Annotated in this window: 15 protein-coding genes and 1 tRNA gene; 11 read left to right on the forward strand and 5 right to left on the reverse strand. The window is 61.4% G+C overall.

Annotated elements, in window-relative coordinates; translation table 11 throughout:
- Positions 1 to 49 precede the first annotated feature (49 nt).
- Entirely contained in the window at positions 50 to 1129 is a 1080-nt protein-coding gene (ychF, locus tag RWT78_RS11995) for a redox-regulated ATPase YchF (RefSeq protein WP_003945278.1), read from the forward strand.
- Between the two features lie 18 nt (positions 1130 to 1147).
- Here ychF and RWT78_RS12000 read toward each other — a convergent pair whose 3' ends face one another.
- Complete coding sequence (locus tag RWT78_RS12000) at positions 1148 to 2119, reverse strand: pseudouridine synthase (RefSeq protein ID WP_314675842.1); 972 nt, start codon at positions 2117 to 2119, stop codon at positions 1148 to 1150.
- A gap of 187 nt (positions 2120 to 2306) precedes the next feature.
- Between RWT78_RS12000 and RWT78_RS12005 the strand changes: the two genes are divergently transcribed.
- Positions 2307 to 2379 (forward strand) — tRNA-His (locus RWT78_RS12005).
- Between the two features lie 300 nt (positions 2380 to 2679).
- Here the strand turns inward: RWT78_RS12005 and RWT78_RS12010 are convergent.
- Together RWT78_RS12010 and RWT78_RS12015 are read right to left on the reverse strand one after the other, a co-directional pair.
- Positions 2680 to 3777, reverse strand: a complete 1098-nt coding sequence (locus tag RWT78_RS12010; RefSeq protein ID WP_175280099.1) for a glycerophosphodiester phosphodiesterase family protein — start codon at positions 3775 to 3777, stop codon at positions 2680 to 2682.
- Positions 3778 to 3839: 62 nt separating this feature from the next.
- Complete coding sequence (locus RWT78_RS12015; RefSeq protein ID WP_314675846.1) at positions 3840 to 4682, reverse strand: PE-PPE domain-containing protein; 843 nt, start codon at positions 4680 to 4682, stop codon at positions 3840 to 3842.
- Positions 4683 to 4789: 107 nt separating this feature from the next.
- Here RWT78_RS12015 and RWT78_RS12020 point away from each other — a divergent pair, with 107 nt between their 5' ends.
- The 7 genes from RWT78_RS12020 (at position 4790) to RWT78_RS12050 (ending at position 9444) form a co-directional block, all read left to right on the forward strand.
- Positions 4790 to 5755 (forward strand): L-lactate dehydrogenase, encoded by a 966-nt coding sequence (locus RWT78_RS12020; RefSeq protein WP_037132004.1) that lies wholly within the window; start codon positions 4790 to 4792, stop codon positions 5753 to 5755.
- Positions 5756 to 5795: 40 nt separating this feature from the next.
- A complete protein-coding gene (locus tag RWT78_RS12025) occupies positions 5796 to 6182 on the forward strand; it encodes a phage holin family protein (RefSeq protein WP_003945275.1) in 387 nt (128 codons plus the stop codon).
- Positions 6179 to 6544 carry a VOC family protein gene (locus tag RWT78_RS12030; RefSeq protein WP_054831824.1) on the forward strand — a complete coding sequence of 122 codons (366 nt, stop codon included), beginning with the start codon at positions 6179 to 6181 and terminating at the stop codon, positions 6542 to 6544. The genes RWT78_RS12025 and RWT78_RS12030 overlap by 4 nt, the downstream gene beginning before the upstream one ends.
- 75 nt (positions 6545 to 6619) lie before the next feature.
- Complete coding sequence (locus RWT78_RS12035; RefSeq protein ID WP_003945238.1) at positions 6620 to 7096, forward strand: SRPBCC family protein; 477 nt, start codon at positions 6620 to 6622, stop codon at positions 7094 to 7096.
- Between the two features lie 32 nt (positions 7097 to 7128).
- Entirely contained in the window at positions 7129 to 8457 is a 1329-nt protein-coding gene (locus RWT78_RS12040; protein ID WP_314675848.1) for a WS/DGAT domain-containing protein, read from the forward strand.
- Positions 8458 to 8477: 20 nt separating this feature from the next.
- Positions 8478 to 9041: a mismatch-specific DNA-glycosylase gene (locus tag RWT78_RS12045; protein ID WP_054826430.1), complete on the forward strand. Its 564-nt coding sequence runs from the start codon at positions 8478 to 8480 to the stop codon at positions 9039 to 9041.
- Between the two features lie 52 nt (positions 9042 to 9093).
- Entirely contained in the window at positions 9094 to 9444 is a 351-nt protein-coding gene (locus tag RWT78_RS12050; RefSeq protein WP_003945214.1) for a hypothetical protein, read from the forward strand.
- A 61-nt stretch (positions 9445 to 9505) separates the two neighbouring features.
- On the opposite strand, the gene RWT78_RS12055 is transcribed toward RWT78_RS12050, so the two are convergent.
- Together RWT78_RS12055 and RWT78_RS12060 are read right to left on the reverse strand one after the other, a co-directional pair.
- Positions 9506 to 11203: a fumarate hydratase gene (locus tag RWT78_RS12055; protein ID WP_003945198.1), complete on the reverse strand. Its 1698-nt coding sequence runs from the start codon at positions 11201 to 11203 to the stop codon at positions 9506 to 9508.
- Between the two features lie 114 nt (positions 11204 to 11317).
- Entirely contained in the window at positions 11318 to 12439 is a 1122-nt protein-coding gene (locus tag RWT78_RS12060; protein WP_054831822.1) for a winged helix DNA-binding domain-containing protein, read from the reverse strand.
- A 271-nt stretch (positions 12440 to 12710) separates the two neighbouring features.
- Here RWT78_RS12060 and RWT78_RS12065 point away from each other — a divergent pair, with 271 nt between their 5' ends.
- Both RWT78_RS12065 and RWT78_RS12070 read left to right on the forward strand, forming a co-directional pair.
- Positions 12711 to 12842 carry a hypothetical protein gene (locus RWT78_RS12065; RefSeq protein WP_003945242.1) on the forward strand — a complete coding sequence of 44 codons (132 nt, stop codon included), beginning with the start codon at positions 12711 to 12713 and terminating at the stop codon, positions 12840 to 12842.
- A 332-nt stretch (positions 12843 to 13174) separates the two neighbouring features.
- Positions 13175 to 13720: alpha/beta hydrolase-fold protein (locus RWT78_RS12070; protein ID WP_314675852.1), on the forward strand; the 546-nt coding region annotated here is incomplete at its 3' end.

Consider the following 13720-nt stretch of genomic DNA (forward strand, 5'->3'; position numbering starts at 1 on the left):
TGGGGCGAGTACCCGTCACGTCGCCGCGAGGCCGTAGAATCCACAGACCGTGAGCCTTACCCTCGGAATCGTCGGACTGCCCAACGTCGGCAAGTCCACCCTTTTCAATGCACTGACCAACAACGACGTGTTGGCAGCGAACTACCCGTTCGCGACCATCGAACCCAACGTCGGTCTGGTCGAGCTGCCCGATCCGCGGCTGCAGAAGCTCGCCGAGATCTTCGGCTCCGAGCGCATCCTCCCCGCGACCGTGTCGTTCGTCGACATTGCCGGCATCGTCAAGGGAGCGTCCGAGGGCGCAGGCCTGGGTAACAAGTTCCTGGCCAACATCCGTGAAGCGGACGCCATCTGCCAGGTAGTTCGCGTCTTCGCCGACGACGACGTCATCCACGTCGACGGCAAGGTCGACCCGGCCTCCGATATCGAGGTCATCGAGACCGAACTCGTGATCGCCGACATGCAGACCTTGGAGAAGGCTCTCCCGCGTCTGGACAAGGAAGCTCGCAAGAACAAGGAGCTCAAGCCGGCCCACGACGAGGCACTCAAGGCTCAGGCCTTCCTCAACGAGGGCACGACGCTCTTCAGCGTCAAGGACAAGCTCGACTTCTCGTTGCTTCGTGAGCTGAGCCTGCTCACCACCAAGCCCTTCCTGTACGTCTTCAACGCCGACGAGTCTGTGCTCACCGACGCAGCGAAGATTGCGGAATTGCGCGCATCCGTCGCACCGGCCGACGCTGTGTTCCTCGACGCGAAGGTCGAGCAGGAACTGCTCGAGCTGGACGAGGAAGACCGCCAGGAAATGCTCGACTCGATCGGTCAGACCGAGCCCGGCCTGCACGCTCTCGCGCGCACCGGCTTTCACACCCTCGGGCTGCAGACTTACCTGACGGCTGGTCCGAAGGAAGCTCGCGCCTGGACCATCCACAAGGGCGACACCGCTCCCCAGGCTGCCGGCGTCATTCACACCGACTTCGAGCGCGGCTTCATCAAGGCTGAAATCGTGTCCTTCGACGACCTCGTCGAGGCCGGTTCCATGGCCGCAGCCAAGGCTGCAGGCAAGGTCCGCATGGAGGGCAAGGAATACGTCATGGCCGACGGCGATGTGGTGGAGTTCCGCTTCAACGTCTAAATCCGCGGCTTCTGGTCGTCACCCCACGGGCATCTCGCTGAGCGTCCGACGGGTGACGAACCGCCGCGCTTTCCCCGACAACGGGTCGGTGAATTCGAGTTCCCTCGCGAGCAATTGGAGTGGGAGAGAATGATCGTCCGGCGCGTCGGGAAGCAGGTCGGGGTATCGCCGGTCGCCCAGGATCCCGGCGCCGAGAGCCGCCAGATGAACCCGCAACTGGTGCATCCGTCCGGACCGCGGACGTAGAACCGTGTGCAGCACAGCACGTCCGGAGGCGCTCACGCCCGTCCCTCGCGCCTCGATCATGGTCTCGGAGTTAGGTTCACGGCTGTCGTCGACGAGGACCCGTAACTCTCCGCGCCGAGCTTCGATGTGGTTGCGGTAGACGAGGGGGCCGTTGGATTCGGCGAACGCCGGTGCGTCCTGGCCCCACCGGGGCGGTCGCGCTGACACCGCCTCGTAGACCTTCGTGACCTGCCGCTTCTCGAACATCGACTGGTACGCGCCGCGCGTCGCGGGGCGAGCCGAGAACATCACCACCCCTGCGGTGCCGCGGTCGAGTCGATGGATCGGAGTCAGATCTGGGTTGTCGAGGCGGACCCGCAGTCGGACGAGCGCGGACTCGCGCAGGTAGCGCCCGCTGGGGGTGGTCGGGAGAAAATGGGGCTTGTCGATGACGACCAGGTCGTCGTCGATGTGCAGGACCTCTTCGTGGAACGGCACCGGGTCCTCAGCCGGCAACTCACGGTAGTACCAGATGAACCGGTGCGCGCTGAGTTCTGTGCTCCGGCGGATCGAGGTGCCGTCGATTCCCACGAACTCGCCGTCGTCGAACCGCCGATACAGGTTTTCGGCGTCCAGATGGTCGAACTTGGCTACGACGTACTCGGCGATCGTCGTCCACGGCCCAGAGAGCGGGATGCGAAGGCGCGTCGGGCCAACCCCGTTCTTGACGGGCAGCGGTGGGGACATGGACACACAGGTAATCATCCCATCGACTGCTGGTCAGTGGTGATTCGGTGCGGCCTTGCCGGAGACGTCCCCGCGGGGACGTGGGGACCAACTCGGAGCGGTGATCACCAGAGATCGTCGAGTCGAAAATCAGTAGCGCAGGCGAGATGCGGGCCCGTATGGTTCGGCAGAGAAAGATCGCAGTCGAAAAGCACTGCGGTCCATACCTTCTGTAGCTCAATTGGTGAGAGCACCCGACTGTGACTCGGGCGACGGCGGATCGTAACCGCCCAGAGGGACTCAGTTCAGATACGGCTGAGGTGAGGCCTCTAGGCGCAGAGACCGGCAGCCCTTTGCCTGCACAGTTGTCGAACGAGCCTCAGCCGGTATTCCCTGAATCGCCGAACAGCATTCCAGTCACCCGCCATTTCCGCGTCGGCAAGTAGGTATTCGCAGTTGTCCAGTTGGTCCTTCAAAGACATCATCAGAATTCACCTCCGATCACCCGAGTAAGTACCTGTCCAGGATGCGGCCGACGGGACCCCGGGGACATCGGCCGTAGTACCTGTTCAGGTACCTGCTTCGGTGCGCGGTGGAGGCTACTTCTTGACCGCAGGTGCAGGTAGTGGCATGCCTCGCTCGGTCAGGACGGCTCGGAGACGATCGGGGTAATCGGTGATGATTCCGTCGACACCGAGGTCGATCAGGGCGTGCATGGTGGCGGGATCATCGACGGTCCACGGGATGACCTTCATGCCACGCGCATGTGCGCTCGCGATCATGTCGGCTGTCGGATAGAGGGTGAAACCGGGATCCCCGACCTTTCCGCCCTGCGGAGTTCCTTGGACAGGGGAGTAGGCGGAGGCACCAAAGGTTGCCACCGCAGCGATGCCGTCGCCACCGAAATCATCGATGTCCAGACCGCCGAGCCACGGTGATGCTCCGTCCTTGCCTACCTGGAGAAAGTCGCCATTGGTGAGCGCGACGACAGGCACACTCGGCGCGAGCTGACGGGTGAGCATGAGTGAGCCCCAGTCGAAGCTCTGAATGGTGACGCTGTCCAACAATCCGGCTGCCCGGATCGTGTCGAGAACAACAGAGACGAACTGCTCACGCGGGGCGGTCTCGTGAGGTGCTCCCGCTTCCACCTTGGTCTCGATGTTGAGCTTGATTCCGGGTGCGTTGTACGACTTCACCAGAGCGAGCACTTCTTCGAGTGTCTGCATTTTCGCTCCCGGAACATTTTGCTGCTCAGGGTATCCGGCAAGGGGGAGCGTGCCGCAGTCCATGGTCTTGATCTGTTGCAGGCTCAGCGTGTTGACGAATTTGCCGACGTACGGGAACTCCGGGTCGCCGGTAGTGGCGGGCTCGGTGTCGAGGCATTTCTTGTTCGAGATCTTGCGATCGTGCGTGACGACAGCGATCCCGTCCTCGGTGATCTGGGTATCGAGTTCCAGTGTGCTGACGCCCATTTCGAGGGCATTCGCGAACGCGGCCAGGCTGCTTTCCGTGTACAGGCCGAGCCCGCCGCGGTGGGCTTGGACGTCGAACGTCGAAACCGGCTGGGGCGCTGAACTACCGAACGAACCGGACCAGTCGAGACTGCCGGTGGGCGATGCGGCGGCCGGGGCCGCCAGGGCGGTGAGGGGGAGTGCGACGGTCACGGCGGCGCACGACAATATTCTGCTCAGTTGCATGAAAGGAACGTAGAGGCGTCGAATGGCTCGCCGGGGTTCGTTAGGTAAACTAACGGTAAAGGTCAGGCCGCGTGAATGTGCTGCCCGACGCCGCTCGCTTGGACCTTCATCCACGACGCCAGAACCTCACACCCGGTCAGTCCGCTCTCGTCAAGAGGCTCGATCGCGTAGCTGATGTGTCTACCGCCGCGAGGGTTCTTGAGCTGAAATCGGTTCAGGTTCAACTTCGTCGGCAGATAACCAAGTACTTCGAGGAACGCGGTGCGAATGCGTCGTAGATCGGTACGCCACTGTTTGGGACTGAAACGAGTCTTCTGCGCATTCTGGAAAGCATTGCTACGAAGTAGTTCCCAAACCTTTCCTGCCCACACGCGTGCCTGCGAGAAGGACATCCAGCGCGTCAAGTCTGCGATGTCGCGAATGTAGCTGTCGTCGCTGGCATTACAGATCATGTCCTGCGGGTGCCCGATCCACTTGACCGGAATCCACGGCTGGATATCGGGTCCGTCGCCGGCAACTCCGTGTCCCTCACAACCTTCGATCACGCCTGCCGGTTGTTGAGGATCGGAGATCAGTCCGACTCCGATGATGTTGGCGCGGTTCAGCGTCGGAAGAGCCGAGCGGATCACGGTGCATCCCTGTGAGTAACCGATCAGCATGACCGGGCCGTCTGTCTGTGCGATTTCGGCGGTGAGGGCCTTCACACCCATCGCGGTGCTGTGCCGAAAGCTCAGGCCACCGTCGGCGACCGGACCATACGATGCGGGATAAGCGACCCAGCGAGAATCGAATCGACTGTCGAGTTCGTCGGTGACGGCACTGAGGAGTCCGCGCACACGGGCGCCGTCGTCGCCGACGTGGGATTCGCCGGTGCCGCCAACTGCAAGAACGGTTACCTCAGCCATGCCAGCGATGATCCATGTCGATTCTGAGAGGTCGGCATCCAAACCCTGAGAAGAGACTGGCAATCCGTTGTGCTGCGAAATCGTTATGGAACGAGCACCATTTACCCATGACGACGCCGAATCGTTCATCCAGGCGAAAAGTGTCCGTTGTCGGTGCGGGAAGCGTCGGCACCGCAATTGCGTATGCGTGCCTGATACGCGGATCGGCCGACGCGCTCGCCCTCTACGACACCAACAGCGCAAAGGTCCGGGCCGAAGTTCTCGATCTCAACCACGGCACCCAGTTCACACCGCCGTGCACTGTCGACGGAGGCGATGACATCTCGGTCACCGCGGGATCCGACTTGGTCGTCGTCACCGCGGGCGCCAAACAGCATCCCGGTCAGTCGCGGCTCGAACTTGCCGCGGTGAACGTCAAGATCGCGCAGACACTGACCGAACAACTGTTGGCGGTGTCACCGGACGCGGTCCTTCTCTTCGTCACCAACCCGGTCGACGTGGCGACCTACGCAGCGATCCAGGCCGCGGGACCGTCGTACCGCGGCCGAATTTTCGGATCTGGGACCGTGCTGGACACGGCCCGATTGCGATTCCTGCTGGCTACCGAACTCGGAGTCGCGGTGGAGAACGTTCATGCCTTCATCGTGGGCGAGCACGGGGATTCCGAGATTCCGCTCTGGTCGAGCGCAACCATCGGCGGAGTGCCGGCAACCTCGTTCGTGGGACCGTCGGGTGGCGTCCTCGGCCCCGACCTACGCGCGAAAGTAGCGAAGTCTGTAGTCGAGAGTGCTTACGAGATCATCGAGGGTAAGGGTGCGACCAACCTCGCCATCGGATTGTCGAGCGCATTCATCGCGGAAGTCGTGTTGCGGGACGAACAACGGGTTCTGCCGGTGTCGACTTTGCAGAGCGGCGTCCACGGACTCGAGCACGTTTGCCTGTCCCTTCCCACGATGGTTGGTCGTGCTGGTGCCGGCCGAGTCCTCGAAGTACCGCTATCGGAAAGAGAGGCTTCGGGGCTCCGATCTTCTGCCCGGACATTGCGAGAGGTGCAGGAATCTCTGGGATTGTGAATATCTGTTCTCCTCGATATCCGACATATAGGATCAACAAATGATCAGCTTCCTGATTCGCGCCGCGATCTTCCTGGGTTCTGCCGCTGTCGGGCTTCTTGTTGCGTCGTTGATTCTTTCGGGCTTCTCGGCGCCCACATCCGGATTCATCGTTGCGGTCGTGATCTTTGCGATTGCGCAGTCGGTCCTGGCGCCGTTCATCGCCACGGTGGCAAAGCGCCATGCACCGGCATTTCTCGGCGGAATCGGATTGGTGTCGACATTTGTCGCGCTGTTGGTGGCGTCGCTCTTCTCCAATCTGTCGATCTCCGGTGTCTCGACGTGGATTCTGGGAACCGTCGTCGTGTGGCTGGTAACCGCCGTTGCGACGTTGGTTCTTCCGTTGTTGTTCGTGCGTAAGAAAGTTCAGGAGAAGAAGGCACAGTGACGCGCCCGAACATCGGTATGGACTACGCAGTCCTGGACTGCCCGGATCCGGCTGCATTGGCCAACTTCTACGTCCAGGTCCTCGAGTGGAAAAGTGTTCGCGACGAGGATGATTGGCACGTGATCGAAGGGCCCGGCGGGGGGCGGCTCGCATTTCAGCTCGCTCCGGATTTCGTTCCGGTGGACTGGCCGACCTCCGGTGTCGGGATCCATCTGGATCTGTTCGTGGATTCTCTCGACCCCGCCGAGGCTTGGGTGATCAGCCTGGGTGCGCAGCGGGTGACCGACATTCCGGAACATCAGACTTTCCGCGTGTACCGCGACCCGGTCGGTCACTTTTTCTGCCTGTGCCTGCGGGACTGAGTGTCGACTCGCTCCGATCTCGTCGACCGTGGATAATTCCGAACACTTGTCACGCCCGAGAATTGGAGATCGACGATGGCTTCGCAGAATTCCGACGAATTCCTGGTAGAACGTACGACGATCGTCAAGGCAGAAGCACCGGTCGTCTTCGCGTTGATCAACGATTTCCATCAGTGGACTCAGTGGTCGCCGTGGGAAGGTCTCGACCCGGCGATGCAGCGTACGTACGCGGGTCCTGACGCGGGCGTCGGGGCTTCGTACGCCTGGGCGGGAAACAAGAAGGCGGGCTCCGGTTCGATGGTGATCACCGAATCCGTCCCGAATGAACGAGTAGTTTTGGACCTGGCCTTCCTCAAGCCGTTCAAGGCGCAGAACGTCACCACGTTTCTCATCTCGCCGAATTCCGGTGAAGTTCAGGTGACGTGGAAGATGACCGGAAAGAAGAATCTGTTCTTCAAGATCTTCGGTTTCATCTTCAGCATGGACAAGCTTGTCGGAAAGGATTTCGAGAAGGGCCTGTCCCAGCTGAAAGCTGCTGCAGAAAAGAGCTGACAAGCCGGTGGTACCGTCTCCCGGTGTTACGGATGACGCCCACCGATGCCCAAACCTTCTGGATTTCGGAGAAGATCCCGAACGATCAGCTGCTGCTCTACTGTTTCGACGGGCAGAGCCAGCACATGGACGAGCTACGACGCTCGGTGGTGGAAAGAGCGTCGCTCATTCCGGATCTCAATGTTCGGATTCGTGAATCACCGTGGCACCTCGACTATCCGGTGTGGGAGCCCATGCCGGTCGACGCCTCCTTGGCGAGAGTGCATGAGCTGCCCGAAAACTCGTGGCTCTCGTGCATTCACGGAATCGAGAAACTACTCGAGAACCACGTCGACCCGCGCGAGTCCCCGTGGACGCTGCACCTGTTTCACGGCGTCACCGGCGTCCCGCGCTGCAGTGGCCCGGCGCTCATCGCAGTTCTGCAGGTCGCTCATTCTCTGGCGGACGGCAAACGCGCGTCGGCGATTGCTCGCCAGCTGTTCTCGCCGCAACCGCCCGCAAAGCAGAAGACGGACGTGCGGCGTAGCGGAACAGCCGAGATTCTGGGCCGCGCCGTCCTGCGCCTTCCGGGGCAACTCGTTTCGCTGTTCCGCGACGGCCGGGCGGGGCACCGAGCACAGTTACAGCTCCAGGCGGACACCGAATCGGGAGTTGTTGCGCCGCAGGCGGCGAGCCGTCCCAAGGTGCGCTCGAACATCCCTCCCGGACCGCACCGACTGGTGCGCATGGTCGTGCGGGACAGCGCAGATTTCCGTGGCGACGGCGTATCCGTCACAGTCGGAGCGATGACAGCCATCTCGGTAGCGATGGCGAACTACCTCACCGAGCGAGACGGCTCGGTACCGCCCGAATTGGGAGCTGAGGTGACCATCGCCAAGGCAGGTACACCCACGGCGCGCAATCACTTCCGCAATGCAGGTGTCGGACTGTTCCCGGACGTCGATGATCTTCGTCAGCGAGCCCAACGGATAAAGGAGTCGATGGACGAGCGTCGCGCACGGGCATCCCACCCGTCCAGCGCAGCTTCGGATCTCGCGCTGAACGCGGTTCCCGGCCCGCTGGTCCGTTGGGGCGTGCAGCAATACGATTTCACGGCAGTGCCCGACGAGGTCACTGGAAACACCGTGGTGTCGAGTGTCGCGCGCGGTGACGCGGATCTGGTGCTCGGAGGCGGCGTCGTTCGGTTCACAGCTGGCTTCCCGAGTTTGGCACCGGTCATGTCGTTGACCCACGGCGTACACGGGATCGGAGACACGGTGACGATCAGCATCACCAGCAGTCCGGCCTCGATCCCGGACATCGACGTGTACGAGCAGATGATGCACGACGCGATCGACGAGGTGCGCGAAGCGCTGTCGTGACGGCCTGATGTACTGGCTGCATGGGATTCACGCGCGCCGAACTGGAATCGTTCCGAGACGCCGAGATCGAGGATCTGATCGGGCCGGATTGCCGGCTGTTGTTCGTCGGTATCAACCCGGGACTGTGGACTGCCGCAACAGGCGCGCATTTCGCCAGGCCGGGCAATCGGTTCTATCCGGCACTGCTGCGGGCAGGCATAATCGAGCATGCGATCGATCCTTCCGCGGGTATGTCGGACGCTGACACACAGCATCTGATCGATCGGGGAGTGGGCATCACCAATTTGGCGGTGCGGGCAACTGCGCGCGCCGATGAATTGACGTCGGAGGAACTCGCAACTGGCGGAGTTCGGGTCCGAAACATCGTGCGCGCAACCAATCCAGTAGTCGTTGCCTTCGCCGGGATCACCGCCTATCGAACAGCTTTCGGTGACAAGAAGGCGACGGCCGGGCGTCAGGACCGTGATTTCGAGGGGGCAAAACTGTGGATCGTGCCCAATCCCAGTGGTCTCAACGCACACGAGACGGTGGACACCTTGGCAGCGAAATATCGTTCCGCCGCATCCGAAGCCGGAATTCTCTGATAGAAGTCGCAGTTCCGTTCGGCCAGAACAAGGTACAAGTTAAAGTGCTTGTATGTCTGTTCTATACAACGTCTTTGTAGTGATTCACCTACTCGGCATGGCTGCCCTGGTCGGCAGCTACTTCACCGTCCTCAAGGCTCCTTCGATCACCGAGGTCATGGTGTGGGGTGCCAGGATGCAGTTCGTGTCCGGCCTGATCATCGTCGGGTTGGGCGAAGGCGCCCTGGACAAGAACTACATTCACGCGAAAATTGCTGTGAAGCTGGTGCTTTCGCTGGTCATCGTGGCGCTTGCCGAGATCACCCGTGCGAAGCAGAAGAAGGGCCAGCCCAATCCGAATCTGGTACACGTCGTCGGCGGTTTGTCGATCGTGACCGTATTCGTGGCCGCGCTCTGGACCTGACCAAACACGAAAAAGAGCCCCGGCGATCGAAACTCGCCGGGGCTCTTTGCTGTTGACGTGTCTACAGACCCGGACGCTTACCGATCGTCAGGGTCACTTCACCGGTATGGGCGAAGAAGTCGTTGCCCTTGTCGTCGACGACGATGAACGCGGGGAAGTCCTCGACGTCGATCTTCCAGACGGCTTCCATCCCCAGTTCGGCGTACTCGAGGATGTCGACTTTCTTGATGCAGTCGAGTGCCAGGCGTGCTGCCGGTCCACCGATGGATCCGAGGTAGAAACCGCCGTGGGTGTTGCAGGCGTCGGTGACCTGCTTGGAGCGGTTTCCCTTGGCGAGCATGATCATCGAGCCACCGGCGGCCTGGAACTGCTCGACGTACGAGTCCATGCGGCCGGCCGTGGTCGGGCCGAACGAACCGGATGCCATACCGTCGGGTGTCTTGGCGGGGCCGGCGTAGTACACCGGGTGATCCTTGAGGTATTGGGGCATCTCTTCGCCTGCGTCGAGACGCTCTTTGATCTTGGCGTGCGCGATGTCGCGTGCCACGACGAGCGGACCGGTCAAGGAGAGACGAGTCTTCACCGGGTGCTTGGACAGCTCGGCGAGGATCTCGGCCATGGGCTTGGTGAGGTCGATCTTGACCGCAGCGCCCTTGCCGGTACCCGAAATGCCATCCGTCTCTTCGTCGAGCTGAGCGTCCGTGACCTCGGGCAAGAAACGGCCCGGGTTGAATTCGAGCTGTTCCAGGAACACGCCCTCCGGGGTGATCTTGGCCTTCGCCTGTCGATCTGCCGAGCAGGACACCGCAATGGCGACGGGCAATGAAGCGCCGTGGCGGGGGAGTCGAACGACGCGGACGTCGTGGCAGAAGTACTTACCGCCGAACTGTGCGCCGATGCCGATCTTCTGCGTGAGCTCGAAGACCTTCTTCTCGAGTTCGTGATCGCGGAAGCCGCGGCCCGTGATGGCGCCTTCGGTGGGCAATTCGTCGAGATAGTGCGCCGACGCGTACTTCGCCGTCTTCATCGCGAACTCGGCCGAAGTACCGCCGACGACGATTGCAAGGTGGTAGGGCGGGCAGGCTGCGGTGCCGAGTGAGCGGATCTTCGCCTCGAGGAACTGCATCATCGAGTCGGGGTTCAGGATCGCTTTGGTTTCCTGGTACAGGTAGGACTTGTTGGCGCTTCCGCCGCCCTTGGCCATGAAGAGGAACTTGTACGAGTTCTCGTGTCCGGCAGCAGTATCGGCGTACAGCTCGATCTGCGCGGGCAAGTTGTTGCCGGTGTTCTTCTCGTCCCACATCGTGATGGGGGCGTTCTGCGAGTAGCGCAGGTTCAGACGCGTGTATGCGTCGTAGACACCGCGGGCAATGGACTTCTCGTCGTCGCCGGGCGTGAGTACGTGCTGTCCACGCTTGCCCATGACGATGGCGGTTCCGGTGTCCTGGCACATCGGCAGAACGCCGGCAGCGGCGATATTGGCGTTCTTTAGCAGATCGAGCGCGACGAACTTGTCGTTGTTCGACGCTTCGGGATCGTCGAGGATGCTCGCGAGTTGCGTCAGGTGATCCGTGCGCAGGTAATGAGAGATGTCGTGCAGCGCCGTTTCGGTCAGCAAGCGCATCGCTTCCGGCTCGACCTGCAGGAAGGTGCGGCCGTCCGGTCCCTCGACTGTCGACACCCCTTCGGTGGTGAGCAATCGGTACTCGGTGGTGTCATCACCGATCGGCAACAGGTCCTCATAGAGGAAGTCGGCCATCATCTCTCCTGAACAAGGGTGCGTGCGAAGGTCGCATTCAGGTTATCGTTGGGGGTTTCCTTCTCCGAATCGGGGCGGGTGTGAGCTGGAATTATCCGGATGCCACTGGCTCGATCAAGATACTTCGACCAGTTCGGAGAGCTCGACGCCGCGAAATTCGGCAAGTATTTCGGCCTGCTGGGCCACTGCTGCGCGGGCCGATCGTGACCACGTTCCCCACGGGGTGATCGCGACCTTCAGCTTCTTTCCGGATGCTCGTGGTCGCCACAATCCGGTGATCGTGCCACCGACCACCACCGTGCCCGGTCGCCCGAGGGTCGGCCACACCGTCTTCTGAGCGGCTGGATCGGGCACCAGGGTCTCCCGATCCTTGAGCTGTACATACGGATCGAAGGGCCCGAGCAAGCGCGTACTCGAATCGGTGGGGGAGCCGAACAAGTCTTCGCGGTCCTGTTCGAGAATCCACCGCTTCTCGCCGTTCACCTCGATCTCCTCGGCATCGACTGGCCAGTGGGCTTTGACGTCCCTGACCGGAGCATCGAGAAACGACGCGACGTGAGCAGGAGTCGCGGGGCCGTAGAACCGCAGATAACCCCGGATCACGTCGAAGCGGGAATCTGCGTCTGCGCCCGTGGCGCTGAATGGGCGTCGGCGCCAACCCGGAATGCGTTCGAGCACTGGGGGAGATGTGTCCGGCTGTAGCTCGAGGCCTGCCTGCAGTGCCGCGAGCCGGAACGGCATCTCGTACAGATGAGTGGCATTGCACGGGCGGCAGAATCTCAGATAGGGCTCGGTGACCCGCGTGGTCAATTGCGCGGACATCTCGCCCTTGACGGTTGGTTTCGAGACGATGTCCCGCATCGCAGCAGCAACTGTTTGCAGGGCAGTCAGCGTCGGGATGCCGGCGGCCTTCAGGGGCCGATTCGCGTCGTAAATGCGCTTGGCTGCATCGGCTTCGCTGAACGGCGACGTGGCGGCGGCGACGGCAGGCAGGTCGCCCCGACGGTAATAGTGGGGGGCTCCGCGCAACGTCCAGGCAAGAGCGAGCTCAGTGGCGTCGACGCGGACGCCGCGGATCCGCAGGGCCCAGGCGGCTCCGTCAGGTCCGGTGTTCTGAATCCCGAGATCGAGCATGCTGCAATCGCTGTGATCGGCGTCACCGACAACCGCTCGGTCGAGTTGATGGCGGTGCCACCGGAAATTAGCTACCTGCGTGAGTGAGGTTGCGCTAGACATGATTTCAGTTTACTGGTGGGTAACCGCAGGATTTGGGGCGGTTGATCAATGCGGCGACAGAATTGGTCAAATTCGACCGATTGGCCGGAATTTTTTCAGTAGCAGACCTTATTAGTCGAAATAATGACCCCATTGTCGGAATCCTTTGCCAACTGGTCGTTCGTATGATTACTGTTACCCACGTCACGGATACATTACAGATGTGACGCAGCTGTCACAGCACTGTCGGGTGCTTTTGCCAGCTGACCTCTGACTTCTCTAGGAGATTCACATGGGTTCACTGATGTCGATCGTCGAACTTGCACTCAAGGGCATGGGCTCGCTTGGTGCCGGCGACCAGTTGTTCGAAACCTTCATCGGTTCGGTTCAGACGAACACGGGCAGCCTCAAGCCGCTCCTCTGATCCCGCTCGCCGGAATCGGACCGTTCGACCTCAAAATTCCGCTCGGGTGACCGAGACCTAAACAACTGTAGGAGTTTTCATGGGATCCTTCGAAATCGTGGGGAACGTCATCACGGCTGTCAACAACGTCGGCACCGCATTCTTCAATTCGCTGACCGAGCTCAGTGGCGGCACGGTTACGCCCAAGTAAGCGTCGTCTGACGAGAAAGGCTCACGCACGCGGTGCGTGAGCCTTTCCGTGTCGACCGGATCGAGTTTTTCCGATCACGTCGGGTTTGCCTGTTTCAGGCGGTACCGTTCGAAAGGTTCCGCTGCGGAAGAGAGTGACCCGGATGATCGAGACTCGTGCGTTACGAACGGTTTTCCGTGTCTTCGTGGCGTTGGCCACGGCAGTATGTGGGTTCCAGCTCCTCACAGCACCAGGTCACGCTCAGTCGGCGGACAGCAGGCTGGTCGACATCTCGGTGTACTCACCGTCGATGGGGCGCGACATTCCGTTGCAGGTCTTGCGGCCGGCTGATACTTCGACGCCTGCTCCGACGCTCTACCTACTCAACGGAGTAGACGGAGGAAAAGACGACGCGACGTGGTCGGTGCGGACCGACGCACCGAAGTTCTTCGCGGACAAGCATGTCAACGTGGTCACCCCTCTCAGTGGAGCATTCAGCTATTACACCGATTGGGAGCGGCCGGACCCCGGCCTCGCGAAATCCGGCAACAACAACGGGGTCAACATGTGGACCACGTTCCTGACGGAAGAACTACCGCCAGTCATTGATTCGATGTTCGCGACGACCGGCGAGAACGCACTGGCAGGCCTGTCGATGGCAGGCACGTCGGTACTGGATCTGGCTATGGCGGCGCCCGCGCTGTACAAC

Source organism: uncultured Rhodococcus sp., from assembly GCF_963525155.1.
GTDB classification, from domain to species: Bacteria; Actinomycetota; Actinomycetes; order Mycobacteriales; family Mycobacteriaceae; genus Rhodococcus_F; species Rhodococcus_F qingshengii.

Excerpts from the sequence above, each read along its gene's own strand:
- RWT78_RS12000 (WP_314675842.1), bottom strand. The coding sequence starts at position 2,119 with ATGATTACCTGTGTGTCCATGTCCCCACCGCTGCCCGTCAAGAACGGG.
- RWT78_RS12020 (WP_037132004.1), top strand. The coding sequence starts at position 4,790 with ATGACGACGCCGAATCGTTCATCCAGGCGAAAAGTGTCCGTTGTCGGT.
- RWT78_RS12040 (WP_314675848.1), top strand. The coding sequence starts at position 7,129 with ATGACGCCCACCGATGCCCAAACCTTCTGGATTTCGGAGAAGATCCCG.
- RWT78_RS12010 (WP_175280099.1), bottom strand. The coding sequence starts at position 3,777 with ATGCAACTGAGCAGAATATTGTCGTGCGCCGCCGTGACCGTCGCACTC.
- RWT78_RS12065 (WP_003945242.1), top strand. The coding sequence starts at position 12,711 with ATGGGTTCACTGATGTCGATCGTCGAACTTGCACTCAAGGGCATGGGC.
- RWT78_RS12055 (WP_003945198.1), bottom strand. The coding sequence starts at position 11,203 with ATGGCCGACTTCCTCTATGAGGACCTGTTGCCGATCGGTGATGACACC.
- RWT78_RS12035 (WP_003945238.1), top strand. The coding sequence starts at position 6,620 with ATGGCTTCGCAGAATTCCGACGAATTCCTGGTAGAACGTACGACGATC.
- RWT78_RS12045 (WP_054826430.1), top strand. The coding sequence starts at position 8,478 with ATGGGATTCACGCGCGCCGAACTGGAATCGTTCCGAGACGCCGAGATC.
- RWT78_RS12025 (WP_003945275.1), top strand. The coding sequence starts at position 5,796 with ATGATCAGCTTCCTGATTCGCGCCGCGATCTTCCTGGGTTCTGCCGCT.
- RWT78_RS12015 (WP_314675846.1), bottom strand. The coding sequence starts at position 4,682 with ATGGCTGAGGTAACCGTTCTTGCAGTTGGCGGCACCGGCGAATCCCAC.
- RWT78_RS12060 (WP_054831822.1), bottom strand. The coding sequence starts at position 12,439 with ATGTCTAGCGCAACCTCACTCACGCAGGTAGCTAATTTCCGGTGGCAC.
- RWT78_RS12050 (WP_003945214.1), top strand. The coding sequence starts at position 9,094 with ATGTCTGTTCTATACAACGTCTTTGTAGTGATTCACCTACTCGGCATG.